Below are 17,966 nucleotides of genomic sequence, written 5' to 3'. Positions count from 1 at the left end.
AAAACCCCTACTCTTGGTTTAATGGCTTTATTTTTTCCACACGACGGAATGCAAGATGCGACAACCACGTTACCCAAAACGCTGGTAATGTAAGTCCAAAAATAAACAAGAAACCCGAAAATCTCATCAAAGCATAAAACAAAATAACTGTACTAATCACCATCAATATACTGATGAGAAGCTGTGACAACCCTATAAAAAAGGCATTTTTAAAGTAAGTAAACAGCTTTAACTGAAAATGTGCGTAGAGTGGGAAAATGTATAATGCAATCATTATAAAAATAAAGATGGCTCCTAATGTTACAATCTTGATAGCGAAAAATATCGGCCCTTCATGCGCGGTGAAAAAATGATAATCAAAATAAAGAAGTGCACCAATCGCGGTAAGAATGTATCCTATGAACTGACTATCTTTAAAACTACTTTTGTAAGCATTCCAAAATGTAGGGAAAACCTTAATTTCTTCATTTTCCCTGAGGACCCACCTTCTTATTACAGAAAACAACGCTGCCGTCGCCGGGAAAATTCCTAGAACCCCTAACCCCAGTAGACTAAAAACAATCCATAATAAATTAATATAAACGAGCCGGGTTACCCACACACAAAACTGGTACAACCCACCCATCAACCCTGATGTATTCATGCTGCCACCCCTCACTGTGGGACGGAGGGACAGGTCCCTTGTCCCAGTAAAAAACTGGTAGGAAAGTGTACCTGTCTCTTGTCCCTTTCGTCTATACTATTATAAAATTAAATTAAAATAAATAAACATAGGGTGGGACTGACATGGCAAAACTAGTTATTACGCAAAACATTGAAGAATTTCATTTGGATCAGATTAAAGAAATTGTTCCAGATTGGGAGATTGTCGCAGGACGAGATTCGTCTGTTTGGTTAGATCATTTAAATGATGCTGAGGTTATTGTTGGCTGGAAAAAGGAAATTGCGGAGCATTCTATTTTTGCTGACTCAAAGCTTCGTTGGTTACAAAGCTGGAGTGCTGGAGTTAATAGTATGCCACTTGAGGAAATGGAGCAGAAAAAGATTGTTCTAACAAGCGCAAATGGAGTTCACGCCTTTCCGATTTCAGAAACTATTTTTGCCCTAATGCTCGGGTTAACGAGAAAAATACATACATATGTCCGTAATCAACAGGAGAAAAAATGGCATCATGCCGATATGAACCTGGAAATTCATGAAAAGACGATTGGGATTATTGGTGTTGGTCATATCGGGAAGGAAACGGCCAAAATTGCTAAGGCCTTTGGTATGAAGGTACTTGGAGTTCGCCACTCTGACCGAGATGAGGAATTTGTGGATGAGATGTATACAACCGCCCAGTTATCTGATGTTCTACCTCGTTGTGATTATGTCGTTATAACCTTGCCATTGACGAATGAAACGCATCATTTATTTGGGGCTGACGAGTTTAAAAAAATGAAGTCTTCTTCATTTTTCATTAATATCGGACGCGGCGAGATTGTCGTGGAAGATGATTTGATTGAAGCGCTGCGTTCAGGTGAAATCGCTGGAGCTGGTTTGGATGTATTTACGAAAGAACCACTTGAAGAAAATAGCCCGCTGTGGGAATTTGAAAATGTGATTGTGACACCGCATACGTCTGGTTCAACAGAGCATTACACCAAACGTGTCATTGAAGATATCTTTATCCCGAATCTTAAAAGCTACGCTCAAAGCGGAGTTCTACCGAAGAATGTCGTGGACTATAAGAAGGGGTATTAAGGTCAGGTACACTGCCCCTGTAAAAAATGGTGGGACCTCTGTCCCACCTTAATCTTCATCCTTCACATCAATATCTTCCGGGATGGGTTCGTTTAGCCATTCTACGTAGAGTTTTTTGTATTTTTCAAGCTGTTCGAGGGTAGCGTTGAATTGTTCTTTATTTAATAAGTATTGCTCCCCATCGAAAAGTGCACGTACCTTTTTTTCTTGGATAAGTTTTTTTACAAGTTCTTCTGGTATTGATAAATATTCTGCTGTTTCTTTAACTGTTAAATACAACGTACTTCAACCTTCTTTATCTTCGAATTTTATAAGCCCGCCGTTCCGCGTATTCCGAGCATGGAATGCACACCTTTATTGTATTCCCTTTATCATCGACATACTTTCGCAAAGGCTTAATTTTTCTTTTACAAATCGCACATTTCGCACCACCAAAAAAAGAGAACATTTTTACCCTCCTTTTGAAGAAAAAAATGAGAGATATGCTCTCTCATTTTATTTTACCGCGACAAACTGATCAACAAAATGCTGTGGATTTAGTCTTTCACCAGTGGCTCTTTCAATTTTTTCATTCCAATTGTATAACGCACCAGGCTTAAAGAAATCGTTCAACAAAAATTCGCCCACTTTTTCAGAGAAAAGATCAGTTGATATATTCTTCTCAATATAGCGTTGCAGCTGGGAAGTCGTTAACTCACCAAGTAAATAGTTTTGATAATACACCGGCACCAACGTAAAATGAATTTTCGCAGCCCAATGTGGATAATCCTGATTTTCTGGCGGCGTTAACAACTGAACCTCACTAACAATCTTCCACCATAAACGATTCAAATCTTGGTCCGGATTTTCATAAAGCTCACGTTCAAAAAACACAAATGTCATTATCCAACGGCCCGCAATCAGCATTTGGCGACGCAATGATTTTTCAATGTGTGGCTTCAACTCTTCCACTTGCGCTTGGTCTAATCCTAAAAACTGCTGGAGCCATTCCGGATTTTTCCCGAAACGACCATATAGCATCGCAATTGCTTCAGTTGTTAGCGTATGTGCTGGACTGCGCAATAGGAATGGTAGATCACGGTCAATATATTTAAAATAAACCGCATGCCCATATTCATGTAGCATCGTGGTTGACCAGTAATCAGATGGCACATTGTTACTTAAGACACGAACATCACCCTCGCGATCAATATCGGTACAGAATGCGTGCTGATTCTTCTTCTCCCTTGGATACAGATCACTTTTTTGCAGCATATCCGTAATATCCATACCCATTTTCGCGAAAGTCTGTGTTGATAATTCTTCAAGATTCTTCCCATCATAAAACGGATCTAAATCTAATTCCTTAGATGGTGGCGCCTCTTGGAAAAATGGGTCTGCATAATGCCATGGACGCAGGTCCTCTACCTTGATACCAAAGCGTTCGGCAAGTTCTTCATCCATTTCCTGCTTTAGTTCGCGGAATGGTTCATCCGAAAGCTGCTTTAGCTCTGTAAAAATAGAAAAAATCTCTTCACGGTCAAGTTCCTGTGATTCAAAACTCATTTGATGGAAGTTTTCAAACCCTAGTGAACGGGCCGCCTCATTACGTTTTTTCACAAGTACCAGTAATTTTTCTTCTACTTCTTTTGCAATTTGCTTACTTGCATGCCACGCTTCTTCTCTTAGTTCAAGGTCATTGCTTTTTATTAAAATTTGGCGCACATCGTTTTCCGATACTTGCTTTCCGTTTAAAGTTGCACGGAATGTATTAAATACACCTACTAATTCTGTTGATAATTGAACCATTTCCTTTAATGTTTCTTCAGGGAGCTGGTTTTCAAGCATTTGTGAGTATAGTAGTTCTAGCTGGCGTTGTTGAACAGGTTCCTCTGTTTGTTCGAGGTATTTTTTCACCTGGTCAAAGCGCTCTTTTTCTGAAAAATAAACACTGTATGCAGTATCCGCTTCTGCTGATTTTGCATTCCACTCCTCTTCACCAGTAGTGGCCGCCATCCATGATGCTTCTGCACCATTAATATGTAATTCGCGAATTGCTTTATTTTGTTCTTCTAAAAATTGCTCAATTGACATTATATAACCCCTCCTCATGTCTATAATTCTAGAAAAATCGACAAAGTCCTTTTAAGCCTTCAATCTTTCAAACCCTAAGTATCGCGTTCCTTGAAATGTTAGTTTTCCCATATCCCCTTCAGCAAGCTGACCGTATTCACCACCAGAAACCGTAAACTCAGATCGATCTCCACTCTCAAACTCGAAGGTAACATAGTAACTAGTAGATGATGTTACATGATTATGGTGGTGTGGCTCTGTTTGATGGTGGGTGTGTCTGCTAACATGTGTGCGCTTTGATTTGACAATTGCAGGAACACTTAGTCTAGGAGAATCCTCGTTCTTCTTCCACTGATTAATCCCTTTACCTAGATTAAAAATAACCAGTACGATCACAGCAACGAACACAATCATCATAAAAATTGGGACAGCATTGAACATCATATCTCCAGGATACATAATCTTCCCCCTCAAAAAACTTCTGTAGTATCCATACGCAAAAAAGGATTTAAAGTTTCAATGTTCGAAAAATTTTTCTCGTAAAAAAGTGTGGGACAAGGGACCTGTCCCCTCGACCCAAAAATTTTCCGCATAAAAAAAGACCCTTGGTTTGGGACAGGGGAACTGTCCCAAAAGGTCTGATTTGTTGATTATTCGCCTAGGTCGACGTTGTGGTAGACTTGGCGTACGTCTTCGAGGTCATCTAGTGCATCGATCATTTTTTCGAATTTTGCTTGTGCATCTTCAGGAAGGGTTACATCGTTTTGAGCAAGCATGGTTAGCTCTGCTACTGTAAACTCTGTAATGCCAGCATTTTTAAATGCTTCTTGGACAGCATGGAATTGTTCTGGCTCAGCGTAGACGATGACAGATTCTTCTTCTTCCAAAATGTCACGTACATCTACATCTGCTTCCATTAACAATTCTAGTATTTCATCGGCTGTTTTTCCTTCGATACCAAATACAGCTGTTGCATCAAACATATAGGCTACTGAACCGCTGACACCCATGTTTCCACCGTTTTTACCAAATGCTGCACGCACTTCAGATGCAGTACGGTTCACGTTATTCGTTAATGCATCAACAATAACCATTGATCCGTTTGGTCCAAAGCCCTCATAGCGAAGCTCATCGTAATTTTCTTCTGCGCCGCCTTTTGCTTTTTCAATCGCACGGTCAATGATTGCTCTTGGTACATTATATGTTTTTGCACGTTCAAGAACGACCTTTAAGTTTTGGTTTGACTCAGGATCAGGCTCGCCCTGTCTTGCTGCTACATAAATTTCACGTCCGAATTTTGCATAGATTCTACTTGTGTTTGCATCCTTAGACGCTTTCTTTTCCTTAATATTGTTCCATTTACGTCCCATCTAGAACACTCGCTTTCAACTATTGAATCACTTATATTATACATCAAACTTCTCATTAACAAAATATGTGATTGACAGGCTATATTGGGATTTTTTTCTTCATGCTAGAATATGTAAAAACCCCGTCACTTTTTTGTGTACGGGGCTACTATCATCGGATTAGACAAGTTTAGATTCAAGAAGTCTAAAAGATTAATAAAGAGTCATATATTGGTCTCTTTCCCATGTGTCAACTTGAGTACGGAATTGATCCCATTCGATTCGTTTTGCTTCAATAAAATGGGTACTAATATGTTCTCCTAGTGCACTTATGAGTAGCTCATTCTTTGAAAATGCTGTAACAGCTTCCTTCAGGTTTTCTGGAAGACTTTGAATTCCTAACGCCGCCATTTCATCATCTGACATATGATAGATGTTTAGATTCACAGGGTCCCCTAATTGAAGATTATTTATAATGCCATCTAACCCTGCAGCAAGCATAGCGGCTAAGGCAAGGTATGGATTAGCAGATGGGTCTGGATTTCTCAACTCAATACGTGTGCTTAAGCCTCGACTTGCTGGAACACGTACAAGTGGACTACGATTTTTCGCTGACCATGCAATATAGCTTGGCGCTTCATATCCAGGTACTAAACGCTTGTAGGAGTTAACCGTTGGATTTGTGATTGCAGCAAAACTATGAGCATGCTTTAGAATTCCAGCTAAATATTGTTTCGCTGTTTCACTTAGACCTAATTCATCACTTTCATCGTAGAAAGCATTTTCGTTCCCTCGGAAAAGGGATTGGTGACAGTGCATCCCTGAACCATTTACTCCAAAGAGCGGCTTAGGCATAAATGTAGCATGTAGACCATGCTTTCTCGCAATATTTTTTACAACAAGCTTAAATGTTTGGATTTGGTCAGCGGCATCAACTGCATCAGAGTATTTGAAATCAATTTCATGCTGTCCAGGAGCCACTTCGTGATGGGATGCCTCTATTTCAAATCCCATATCCTCTAATGTGAGAACAATATCACGTCGGCAGTTTTCACCAAGGTCAATCGGAGCTAAATCGAAATAGCCTCCATTATCATTTAATTCCATAGTTGGGTTGCCTTTTTCATCGGTTTTAAATAAGAAGAATTCTGGTTCTGGACCAACATTCATCGCTGTAAACCCTAAGGAATTTGCTTCACTCAATACTCTTTTCAACACTCCGCGAGGATCGCCAGGGAATGGGTTGCCATCAGGTAAATATACATCACAGATTAGACGTGCAATTTTGCTTTCTTCTGCACTCCATGGAAAGATAAGCCACGTATTTAAATCTGGGTATAAATACATATCAGATTCTTCTATTCTCACAAAACCTTCAATTGAAGATCCGTCAAACATCATTTGATTATCCAATGCCTTTTTCAATTGGCTGACCGGAATTTCTACATTTTTAATAATGCCGAATAAGTCTGTGAACTGTAAGCGAATATAGCGTACATTCTCTTCCTTTGCGTTTTGTAGAATTTCTTCCCTCGTATAAATTCTTCCCATATATTTTTCCTCCTTATAGTGCGTGTTCAAAAAGGAGGGTAAAAAGGACCAAGAATTTCAAGGCGGCGCAGCTTCGAGTACCGGAACGTATGCAGTTAATACGTGAGGAACGGAGAAGCAAGCCAACGCAGAAATTCGATGTGTCATTTTTGGCCGACTTTTTGAACAACCTCTTATATTTGTAATTAGTATCGCTACCGTTCACATAGTTGCTATTTACTCATCAAGGCATCAGATATCTTTTGTCTAGATACGGGCGACAACTAATTAATCCTAATTAATTTTTGTAATGTGCCTTGCCAAGGATGCCTGTACATCGATCTCACCGTGACAAATGTACTCAGCCGCCCCTTTTTTCCAAATATGGTTGTTCTCATCCCACCTGATTTCCAAATCACCTCCGGGAAGGTGAACTGTTACAGGTATGTGTTTTTCTATTTTCCCAGTTAACGTGGCTGCAACTACAGCTGCACATGCGCCTGTTCCGCAAGCCATTGTTATCCCGGATCCTCTCTCCCACACTCTATAATCAATTTCATTACTATTTCTGATCTGGACGATTCCCACATTTACTCTTTCCGGAAAGTGATTTGAGTGCTCTATGGAAGGACCTAGTTTCTCTAGTGGTACTTCATTAACATCATCAACAAAAAGGATTGCATGTGGGTTTCCCATTGAAAGGCAAGTCAGTTGATATTGATTATCACCAATACTCACAGGTTCATTGATGGTTGTTGAATATGGGTCACCCGCCATAGGGACCATTCCTTTTAGTAATTTAGGCTCACCCATATCAACTGTGATTGACTCGACTACATTTTTGTGACCGGTTGTAACCGTCACATACACGATTCCACCAAGGGTTTCGATTGAAAATGTGTTAGATTCAGCATACAAGTGATCGACCAGATATTTTGCAACACATCGGAGTCCATTTCCACAGTTTTTTCCTTCTGATCCGTCCTCATTAAATATTCTCATTCTAAAATCCGCTACACTTGATGGACAGATGAGAATCATCCCATCCGAACCAATTCCAAAATTCACATCCGATACCGATTTTGCAAGACTCGTAAGGTCCTGTTCCCTCAAGGAGGATTCTAAGAGATTGAAAATGATATAATTGTTACCCAAACCATGCATTTTTGTAAAAAGCACTTACACTCACCTTCCTTCTCTAAAATATAAATTGGACTCTACTTAACCGTGATTTGATCTCATCGATGACTCGTGTTTCTTCGTCTCTATCCGCTTGGAAAGTCACTGAGAATCTGATATAGTTACCCACATCATCCCAAGGCACACTTGAAATAAGGTGCTCTCGAATTAGGTACTGTCCAAACTCTTCTGCATTCACGAAAGTCGGACCTCCGACAACTCCAGCAGGTATTTCCACGTAAAGGAAGAAGGATCCCTTCGGTTTTTCCGCCTTAAATCCGCAATCACGAAGCGCGTTAACAAGTAATTCATGTCGGCGTGAATATTTTTCAGCTGTTTTTACTGTGATTTCTGGATGTGCCAAGGCATATGCTGCCGCTTTTTGGATCGGTATAAATTGACCTGAGTCACTATTGTCCTTAATCGTTGCAAATGCTTTAACTAGATTGGGATGTCCGGCGATAAAACCAATTCTCCATCCGGTCATATTAAACGATTTTGATAAAGAATGAAGCTCTACACCCACTTCTTTTGCTCCTGGGATTGATAGAAAACTAAGTGGCTTTTCACCGTCAAATACCAGCGCGGCATAGGCTGCGTCATGGACAACGATTAAGTTATTCTGATTTGCAAATGCAACTACTTCCTCAAAAAATTCTCTAGTCGCCGCAGCACCAGTTGGGTTATTCGGGTAATTTAAATAAAGCAATTTAGCTTTTTTCAATGTATCGCGATCAATTTGACTAAGATCCGGTAAAAAGCCATTCTTTTCTAAGAGGGGCAGCTGTACGATTTCACCCCCATAATATTTCGTATAGGTAGCTAGTACTGGGTAGCTTGGTGTCGGCATTAGTGTGATGTCACCTGGGTTGATAAAAGCTGCTGGTAACATCGCAAGTGCTGATTTTGAACCAATTACATGGTTGATTTCTGTTTCTGGATCAAGGTCGCTTACCCCAAATACCTCTTCCATGTAGCGAGCAGCCGCTTCCTTAAATTCAGAAATTCCGTTATCAGAGTAGAATCGATTTTCTGGTTTTGCGGCCTCTAATGACAGCTTTTCTACAACAGCTTCATCAGCCATTGCATCTGGTTCACCAACCCCTAAATCAATCAATTCAATATGGGGATTCTCTTTTAAGGCAGCTTTTTTAGCCCTTTTTATTTTTTCAAATTTAAAAATCTCATCTTTGAGCCCGAACGACGATCCACCGATTCGATCAGCAAAGAGTTGTTGGGTATAGTCTGTTAAAGTCATTGGTACTCCTCCATATCTATCAAATGCGCCTTGGCGTATTTGCGCCCAGATTTTTTCGAGCAAGCTCGAAAAATTTCCTTTGAAAATCTGTGGCATCCGCCGGAGGCATTAACTTTATTCAGTCTGTGTTTGAACACCAAACTGAATTGTATATACACTTTCTTCATCCCAGTATTTACAGAATGGGGACTTTCCTGAATAAAGTTAAATGCTTAACAAGTAGTTGTGACAAGCTTCGGCAGCTTCTTTTCCTTCTTGAATAGCCCATACTATTAAACTTGAACCGCGGCGGGCATCACCTGCTATGAAGGTTCCTTCCTTGTTTGTCTGGTAAGGATCTTCTGACTTTTCGGCTCTCGTTGTGGTTTCTTCTTGGTTGAATTTCTCTAAGAGATCTTGATCCATCCCTTCAAATCCGACCGCTAATAAAACAAGCTGTGCTGGCCATACTCTTTCTGAACCTGGGATTTGCTCTCTAATTTTCTCCCCATTTTCATTCACTATCGTCCTTACTTCGATACTCTTAACACCCATTAAGTGCCCATTCTCATCTCCAATAAATTCAATAGCTGATGTCGCATATGCACGGGGGTCACTTCCGAACCTTGCAAATGCCTCCTCATGTCCGTGATCAAGCTTGTGAATGATTGGATATTGCGGCCAAGGATTCTCTTCCGTACGACTAGTTGATCGCTCAGGATAAATGTCAAACTGAACTAGACTTTTACAATGATGTCGGAGGGCCGTAGATACACAGTCTGTTGCTGTGTCTCCCCCACCAATCACAATTACGTCTTTCCCTTCTGCAGAGATAAAATTCCCATCCGCGAAGTTAGAATCCAGCATACTTTTCGTATTGCTATGCAAGTAATCCATTGCAAAATGGATACCTTTTAGATTTCTTCCTTCCGCCACCACATTCCGTGGTTTTGTTGCTCCGGTACAGATAATCACACTATCAAACTCTGAATCTAGTTTTTCCAAAGGATAATCTTTACCAATCTCTATATTTGTGACAAATGTGACTCCTGATTCTCTTAAAAGATTAATCCGACGATCCACGACATGTTGTTCAATTTTCATTTTGGGAATTCCATACGTTAGCAATCCTCCAACTCGGTCGGACCTTTCAAACACTGTTACGGAATGTCCTTGTTGATTCAGTTCCGATGCACTTGCTAATCCTGCAGGTCCTGAACCGATAATAGCAATTTTCTTTCCTGTTCTATTCTTTGGAATCTGTGGAGTTACCCAACCTTCCTCAAAGGCTTTATCGATAATAGCCCATTCGATATTTTTTATTGTGACCGAACTTTCATAGAGTGAGGCTACACACCCTGCCTCACAAGGAGCCGGGCATGCCCTTCCGGTAAACTCCGGAAATGGATTTGTCTTACTTAATCTCTCATAAGCCTCTTTCCAATTTCCCCGATAAACCAGTTCATTCCATTCTGGAATTAGGTTATATAAAGGACATCCGGTAGTCATCCCTCCTAGAACACTTCCGTTCTGACAGAAGGGGACTCCACAATCCATACATCGTGCCGCTTGGTTAACTAGATCTCTTGAAGGAGGCAGAACAGAGATTTCCTTCCAATCCTTCAATCGTTGCAGTGGTTCACGATAATTTGCGGGCTGCCGCTTATATTCTAAAAATCCTGTATGTTTTCCCAAATCGACACCTCTTTTCTATGGAAATTAGTGTTAAGTAGTAGTTAAACCACTAGATTTTGCGTTTCAAGAATTAATTTATAATTCCGAGGGATTACTTTAATAAACTGTGCCGCTTCTTTTTTCCAATGTTGAATTAAGCGATAAGCCAAAGGACTATTTGTGTATTCATAATGTTCTTTTAAGAGGCTGTAAACCATATTCTTTTCCTCAAGATTTTCTATCGATTCTAGTAGAACTAATTCTGAATTATATTCTTGTTGGAACTGTTGATTAGCCGGTTCATATATATAAGCGATGCCTCCGGACATACCTGCTGCGAAATTTTTTCCAACTTCCCCTAGGATTAATGCCCTGCCTCCTGTCATGTATTCACAGCCATGTTCGCCGACTCCTTCTACAACAACAGTTGCACCACTATTACGAACACAGAATCTTTCCCCTGCTTTTCCACGAATGAATGCCTTCCCGCTTGTAGCTCCATAAAACGCCGCATTCCCTATAATCACATTCTCTTCGGCAACGAGTGGAGATAAACTAGATGGGCGGACAATAATCTTACCCCCGGATAGACCTTTCCCAACATAGTCATTACTATCACCTTCTACTTCTAAGGTGAGTCCACTTGGGATGAATGCACCGAAGCTTTGACCAGCTGATCCTTTAAACAGATAGTGAAGCGTATCCTCAGGTAATCCAACTGCTCCAAATTGCTTTGATATTTCACTTCCGGTCAGTGTTCCCACAGATCGATCGGTGTTTGAAATTCGGAAAACATCCCTTGCAGTCTGCTGGTTAACCCACGCTTGGCTGCTGATTGGAAGTAGTTCTCGATAATCGAGTGTTTGTTCGAGTTGATGGTCTTGTTTTTTAGATGAAACTCTTTCACCTTCATATCTCACTAAAAGTGGAGACAAATCAAGATTTTGTAGTTTCCACGCTTGAGGATTATCGATCTGGATGACGTCTGTGCATCCAATCATTTCATCCATCGTTCTGAAACCAAATTGAGCCATATAGTCTCGAACTTCTTGCGCAATAAAAGTCATGAGATGAACAATATGTTCCGCTGTTCCCATCATTTTCTTTCGAAGTTCAGGGTTTTGAGTCGCAATTCCAACTGGACATGTGTCCATGTGGCAAACTCTCATCATGATACAACCAAGTGAAACAAGTGGAAGAGTTGCGAAACCATATTCTTCTGCACCTAATAATGCTGCAATGACAACATCTCGGCCATTCATCAACTTTCCATCAGCTTCTAGCCTTACACTATTTCTAAGGCCGTTCAGCATGAGGGTTTGATGCGCTTCTGCTAATCCTAGTTCCCATGGCAGACCAGCATGCTTAATACTCGTCTTTGCTGCCGCGCCTGTTCCACCATCATAGCCACTCACCAAAATAACATCGGCCTTTGCTTTGGCAACGCCCGCAGCAATTGTTCCTACACCTGTCCCTGAAACAAGCTTTACATTAATATCTGCACTTGGATTCGCATTTTTCAGATCATATATAAGCTGTTCTAAGTCCTCAATCGAATAGATATCATGGTGTGGAGGAGGCGAGATTAACTCGATACCAGGTGTTGATCCCCTCGTTTTTGCTACTGAAATGGTGACCTTATGGCCAGCAAGTTGACCTCCTTCACCCGGCTTTGCTCCTTGAGCCATTTTTATTTGGATTTCATCACTATTCACAAGGTAATGACTTGTCACTCCAAATCGTCCCGATGCCACTTGCTTCATTCTGCTTAATTTTGAATCCCCATTAACGAGCGGTATAAAACGTTGTGGATCCTCTCCACCTTCACCAGAATTGCTTTTTCCTCCAATTCGATTCATGGCTACAGCTATTGCTTCATGAGCCTCTTTACTAATAGATCCGTATGACATTGCTCCTGTTTTGAAGCGTTTAAAAATAGACTCAATTGGTTCAACTTCGTCAATTGAAATAGGCTTCCTGTTACTCTTTAACCGGAACATACCTCTGAGCGTAATGCTCTTTTCAGTATCTTCACCCATCATGTGACTGTATTTTTTATAAACCTCATAGTTACCGGTACGACAGGCATGTTGTAAGGTGTGGATGGTCTCTGGTCGGTACAAATGTGACTCTCCGTTTACACGCCATTGCAGGTCATCACCTTCATCTAAAGTTGAATCTTCATTAAGCCACGCTTGTTTGTGACGACTAATGGTTTCTTTTGCAATATCTTCGAGTTGAAGACCGCCTATTCGAGAAGATGTGCGCGGAAAATACGTGTCGATCACTTCTTCACTAATCCCAACAGCCTCAAAAATTTGAGCACCAATATAACTCTGAACTGTCGAAATCCCCATTTTTGACATGATCTTCAGGATACCTTTTGTAACTGCCTTTTTATAATTTGCAAATAAGTTTTCACCTGTTAGTTGCGAAAGCGATTTGTATACTAGATATGGAAAGATGGCATTTGCCCCATATCCGAGAAGCACTGCAAAATGGTGAACTTCCCTAGGCTCTCCCGATGCTACAATGATGCTGACCTTGCTTCTAAGCCCTTGTCGTATCAAATGGTGGTGGAGAGCAGATACAGCTAGTAGAGAAGGAACTGCACCTTGATTTTGATCGATTCCCTGATCGCTTAACACGACTAGATTGCTTCCATCCCTTACTGCTTTTTCAGCAGTTAAGAGTATTTCTTGGAGACGGTCCTGAATCGCCATTCCCTGTACAGGTAAGAGAACCGAAATCGTCGATATTTTCCAATCTTCGCTATCCAAACTTTGTATTGTTCTCATTTCTACTTCAGACAGGATTGGAGAGCTCAACCTTATTTTTTTGTAATCTTCAGTCTTCGGTTGTAATAAATTCCCCTCTGCTCCTAGTAAAACTTCCATTGATGTAACATATGCTTCGCGGATGGCATCAATTGGAGGGTTGGTTACTTGGGCAAATCGCTGTTTGAAATAATTAAATAGTAATTGAGGTTTTGATGATAGAATGGCTAGCGGAGCATCGTATCCCATAGAACCAATCGGTTCATTTCCTTCTTGCGCCATCGGCTTAATGATTTTATCCAATTCTTCATAGGTGTAGCCGAACGCTTTTTGAATACGTAATAGTTCCTCTTTGCTTTCTGTTGCCTCTTTCTTCTTTGTTGTAAGCAGATTTTCAATTGGAGTAATGGTCTCATTTACCCAATCTTCATAAGGATTTTCGTTTATAAATTGCTGTTTTACCTCTTCATCCAGTAGAAGCTTCTTCTTCTCTAAATCTACTAAAAGCATTTGTCCTGGCTTTAGGCGATCTTTTAGAATAATTTTTTCTTCTGGAATATCTACTACCCCCACTTCCGAAGATAAACAAAGGAAATCATCATCTGTAAGGATGATACGTGCTGGCCTTAACCCATTCCGATCTAGGCAAGCTCCAATCTGTTTTCCATTTGTAAAACCCATTGCTGCTGGGCCATCCCATGCCTCCATAAGGCAACTATGAAACTGATAGAATGCCCGTTTCTTGTCAGATAGAAGTTTGTTATTCTGCCAAGGTTCTGGGATCATCAACATCATTGCTTTAGCGAGTGGCCAACCGGACATCACTAGATATTCTAGCGCGTTATCAAACATTGCGGTGTCACTGCCATCAAGGTCAATCACTGGGTGAAGAGCTTCATTATCTTCTAGGAGGTCGGAACGAAGAACTGGTTCCCGTGCAAGCATCCAGTTTACATTCCCTGTTATCGTATTAATCTCCCCATTATGCATTAATGTTCGATTTGGCTGCGCTCTTCTCCAGCTAGGAAAGGTATTGGTACTAAATCGGTTATGCACCATGGCCATCGCAGATTGGAAATCATCTCGACTTAAATCTTCATAATAGCTTCTTAACTGGCTTGGTAAGAGAAGTCCTTTATATACGATGGTTCTTGATGAAAAACTAACAATATAGCAATCTTCCTGATTTACTTCAGCATCATTGAATGCTTTCTCTACTTTTCGACGTGCCATATATAACAATCGCTCAAATTGATCACTGTCTAGTTCCTGATTGGTAGAAGTAACGAATAATTGGTGGACAGAAGGTTGTGACTGTTTAGCCGTGCTTCCCAACTCTTCATCATTCGTTGGTACATTTCTCCATCCAAAAATCTCTAGACCTTCATTCTGCACAATTTCTTCTATTCTCAATTTAAACTCTGTCACTTTATCTAACTCTTGAGGTAAAAATAGCATCCCTACTCCGTAAGCACCCATGAATGGAAGTTGTTCCCCTTTCAACTTCCATTCATTTACAAATAAATCGTGTGGGAGCTCAGTTAGAATTCCAGAGCCATCTCCTAATTTCTCACTACCCGTCTGACCCCCACGATGATTTAACCGTTCGAGAGCTGTTAGAGCCTGACTTACTATGGTGTGTGCTTTACCACCTTTAATATTCGCAAGCAAGGCGATACCACAAGCGTCATGTTCAAACTGAGGATCATATAAGCCATGTCTTTTAAATCGATGCATTTGTATCACCCCTGTTCCTTATCTGTTTCGTTGTTAGGTTAATAGTAGCACCGTTATTTTGAAAGATATTTAAACTATTCGCTATAAAATTTACACTGAATGACACAACTTGTTTTACCTTCACGAAGTATCTTCTCTACCAAAATGCCTTTTAGAGCTCAGGTTTAATCAACAATGTTCACATTATAAGAATCAAGCCACACATTGATTTGCACTAAATGTGCGATGAGCTGAGGTCCTGTCATCAGTTGCCCAAACCAAGGAACCTTAAATGATGCACCGTCTGAGTCAATGATATCTTTTACCTTTTGTTTCGAAACTAATTCTAGAATAGGAGAGTTCTTCTTCTCGATTACGCTAGTCAGCATATTTTTTACGAGATTCAAATAATCTGGATTATGAGTTTTCGGATAAGGATTTTTCTTTCTATACAGAACGGAATTAGGTAATGTTCCCTCTAATGCTTTCCTTAAGATTCCTTTTTCCCTACCTTCTAACATCTTCATCTCCCATGGAATATTCCACACATATTCAATGAGTCGGTGATCCGCAAATGGAACGCGTACTTCTAGACTAGCCGCCATACTCATGCGATCCTTTCGTTCTAGCAGTGTAGACATGAACCAAATCATATTCAAATAAAATATTTCCCTGCGTCTTGACTCTTCCGGACTTTCTCCATCTAATCGTGGAACTTCCCGTAATGTTTCATGGTATCGTTCTTGTACATAGTCTTTTAGATTAAGTTTGTTTTGCCAATGAGGTAATAGAAGCTTATGTCTTTCTTCTTCAGACTTCATCCATGGAAAATGATTATCTTGCAGTAACTCTTTCTTATAAAACCAAGGGTAACCACCGAAAATTTCATCCGCACATTCTCCAGATAAGGCAACCGTAAAGTCTTGTTTAATCTCCTTCGAAAACCAAAGGAGAGAAGAGTCAATATCCGCCATTCCCGGCAAGTCTCTTCCTTTTACCGCATCTTCTAACGAGTGAGCCAGTTGTTCCTGAGTAATAATTTTCGAATGATGATCGACACCTAAATATTGCGTCATCTTATCAATCCATGGTTTGTCTTCATCCACTTGAAATAAGCTTGATTTGAAAAACTCGCTATTCCGCTCATAGTCAATCGAATACGTATGAAGCTTCCCTCTTCCTTGTTGGTTAAAGTAGTTCGAGGCAATCGCACTTATTGCACTAGAATCTAACCCACCTGATAAAAATGTACAGACCGGAACATCTGCAACTAGTTGTCTTTCAACGGCATCTTTGACTAGAAATCGCACTTCTTCCACCGTATCGTCCAATGAATCAGAATGTTTGCGGCTTTCGACGTTCCAATAACGTTTCACTTTCAGTCCATTCCGGTCAAACATAAGAAGATGTGCCGGCCTTAACTCTTGTATTCCTCGATAAATACCATGCCCTGGTGTACGGGATGGTCCTAACCCAAAAATTTCTTGAAGACCTTCGCGATCCACTTCCGCCTTTACATTTGGATGTGCCAAAATAGCTTTAAGCTCTGACCCAAACAAAAGGGTGCTATCTGTATGTTTGAAAAATAACGGTTTGACCCCAAGTCGATCCCTTGCCATAAAAAATTTTTCTTGCTGATGGTCCCAGATTGCAAAAGCAAAAATACCATTTAACCGCTCTACACATTCTTCTCGCCACTCGATATAAGAAGTGAGAAGAACTTCCGTATCGGAGTGGGATTGAAATGTATACCCACGGCTTAGTAATTCCTTACGTAAATCCTCTGTATTATAAAGTTCTCCATTATAAACCATTGAAAAAGCATGCCCGCTTTTTGATCTCCTTGTCATCGGCTGTGTTCCTCCGGAAGGATCCACAACAATTAATCTTGTATGACCCAGTGCAGCATGATGATCACTTAAAACATTAGAAGCATCTGGACCACGCTTTGCTAATGTTTGCGCCATCTTACCGACGATTTGTTCTTGGTGTTTCAAATCCTGTTGCCAATCAATCCATCCTGTAATTCCACACATTGAGATCACTCTTTCTTAAGAAATTTTCTGGCTTCCTTCTATTCGTTAAAGCCAAACATGTATATTGATCTGTCATTTTAATCGTATCATCCTCTTTCTTGTAAATATTTAGACTATTCTGTGTAAAGTTTGCACTTATTTACATAATTTTTCCTTTTTGAATAATGGCTCTGTTAAAGGGACAAATATTACGATTAGGTGGTGCCTGCAGTCAGAATGGGTGTGGGATTCTGACTAACAGCATTAAATCAGGTGGCTTAGAGTCAAAATATGCACGGGATTGCGACTAGCTTTATGATCAAATGGGGATTGCTGTCTGAATAGGTCCGGGATTCTGACTAACAGCTTAAAATCAGGTGGCTCAGAGTCAGAATAAGGCCGGGATTGCGACTAGCATAATGATCAAACCGTGATTGCTGTCTGAATAGGCCCGGGATTCTGACTAACAGCATAAATTCATGGGGCCCAGAGTCAAAATAAACACGGGATTGCGACTAGCATTATGATCAAAACGTGATTGTTGTCTGAATAGGTCCGGGATTCTGACTAACAGCATAAATTCATGGGTCCCAGAGTCAAAATAAGCACAGGATTGCGACTAGCTTTATGATCAAATGGGGATTGCTGTCTGAATAGGTCCGGGATTCTGACTAACAGCATAAAATCATGGGGC

12 protein-coding genes are annotated in these 17,966 nt (G+C 40.5%); 1 reads left to right on the top strand and 11 read right to left on the bottom strand.

The genetic code is table 11. The features are described from left to right. Window positions 1–7: 7 nt before the first annotated feature. On the bottom strand, window positions 8–643 hold the full coding sequence (locus ACFSFW_RS20240; protein ID WP_304215233.1) for a YesL family protein: 636 nt from the start codon (window positions 641–643) through the stop codon (window positions 8–10). A gap of 143 nt (window positions 644–786) precedes the next feature. Between ACFSFW_RS20240 and ACFSFW_RS20235 the strand changes: the two genes are divergently transcribed. Next, window positions 787–1,743: a D-2-hydroxyacid dehydrogenase gene (locus ACFSFW_RS20235; protein WP_388040842.1), complete on the top strand. Its 957-nt coding sequence runs from the start codon at window positions 787–789 to the stop codon at window positions 1,741–1,743. A 48-nt stretch (window positions 1,744–1,791) separates the two neighbouring features. On the opposite strand, the gene ACFSFW_RS20230 is transcribed toward ACFSFW_RS20235, so the two are convergent. From ACFSFW_RS20230 to asnB, 10 genes are all read right to left on the bottom strand, one after another. After that, window positions 1,792–2,022: an excisionase family DNA-binding protein gene (locus ACFSFW_RS20230; RefSeq protein ID WP_099361097.1), complete on the bottom strand. Its 231-nt coding sequence runs from the start codon at window positions 2,020–2,022 to the stop codon at window positions 1,792–1,794. 216 nt (window positions 2,023–2,238) lie between these two features. After that, window positions 2,239–3,816, bottom strand: coding sequence for a M2 family metallopeptidase (locus tag ACFSFW_RS20225; protein WP_388040839.1), 1,578 nt, complete (start codon window positions 3,814–3,816; stop codon window positions 2,239–2,241). A 51-nt stretch (window positions 3,817–3,867) separates the two neighbouring features. After that, on the bottom strand, window positions 3,868–4,254 hold the full coding sequence (locus ACFSFW_RS20220) for a DUF2500 domain-containing protein (protein ID WP_388040836.1): 387 nt from the start codon (window positions 4,252–4,254) through the stop codon (window positions 3,868–3,870). Between the two features lie 191 nt (window positions 4,255–4,445). Further along, window positions 4,446–5,165 carry a YebC/PmpR family DNA-binding transcriptional regulator gene (locus tag ACFSFW_RS20215; protein ID WP_304215243.1) on the bottom strand — a complete coding sequence of 240 codons (720 nt, stop codon included), beginning with the start codon at window positions 5,163–5,165 and terminating at the stop codon, window positions 4,446–4,448. A gap of 192 nt (window positions 5,166–5,357) precedes the next feature. After that, on the bottom strand, window positions 5,358–6,695 hold the full coding sequence (glnA, locus tag ACFSFW_RS20210; protein ID WP_388040835.1) for a type I glutamate--ammonia ligase: 1,338 nt from the start codon (window positions 6,693–6,695) through the stop codon (window positions 5,358–5,360). Between the two features lie 273 nt (window positions 6,696–6,968). After that, window positions 6,969–7,853: a diaminopimelate epimerase gene (gene dapF, locus ACFSFW_RS20205; protein WP_304215247.1), complete on the bottom strand. Its 885-nt coding sequence runs from the start codon at window positions 7,851–7,853 to the stop codon at window positions 6,969–6,971. A 19-nt stretch (window positions 7,854–7,872) separates the two neighbouring features. Then, window positions 7,873–9,111, bottom strand: a complete 1,239-nt coding sequence (locus tag ACFSFW_RS20200) for an LL-diaminopimelate aminotransferase (protein ID WP_388040831.1) — start codon at window positions 9,109–9,111, stop codon at window positions 7,873–7,875. A 204-nt stretch (window positions 9,112–9,315) separates the two neighbouring features. Continuing rightward, window positions 9,316–10,785, bottom strand: coding sequence for a glutamate synthase subunit beta (locus tag ACFSFW_RS20195; RefSeq protein WP_388040828.1), 1,470 nt, complete (start codon window positions 10,783–10,785; stop codon window positions 9,316–9,318). A 41-nt stretch (window positions 10,786–10,826) separates the two neighbouring features. Further along, complete coding sequence (gene gltB, locus ACFSFW_RS20190; protein WP_388040825.1) at window positions 10,827–15,278, bottom strand: glutamate synthase large subunit; 4,452 nt, start codon at window positions 15,276–15,278, stop codon at window positions 10,827–10,829. A gap of 164 nt (window positions 15,279–15,442) precedes the next feature. Then, window positions 15,443–17,293 carry an asparagine synthase (glutamine-hydrolyzing) gene (asnB, locus tag ACFSFW_RS20185; RefSeq protein WP_388040822.1) on the bottom strand — a complete coding sequence of 617 codons (1,851 nt, stop codon included), beginning with the start codon at window positions 17,291–17,293 and terminating at the stop codon, window positions 15,443–15,445. Window positions 17,294–17,966 lie beyond the last annotated feature (673 nt).

The sequence above is a fragment of the Ferdinandcohnia salidurans genome (assembly GCF_042680725.1).
In the GTDB taxonomy this organism is placed as follows: domain Bacteria; phylum Bacillota; class Bacilli; order Bacillales; family Bacillaceae_L; genus Ferdinandcohnia; species Ferdinandcohnia salidurans.
Note: the sequence above shows the minus strand (reverse complement) of the source record. Positions and strands in the feature narration are given on the sequence as shown.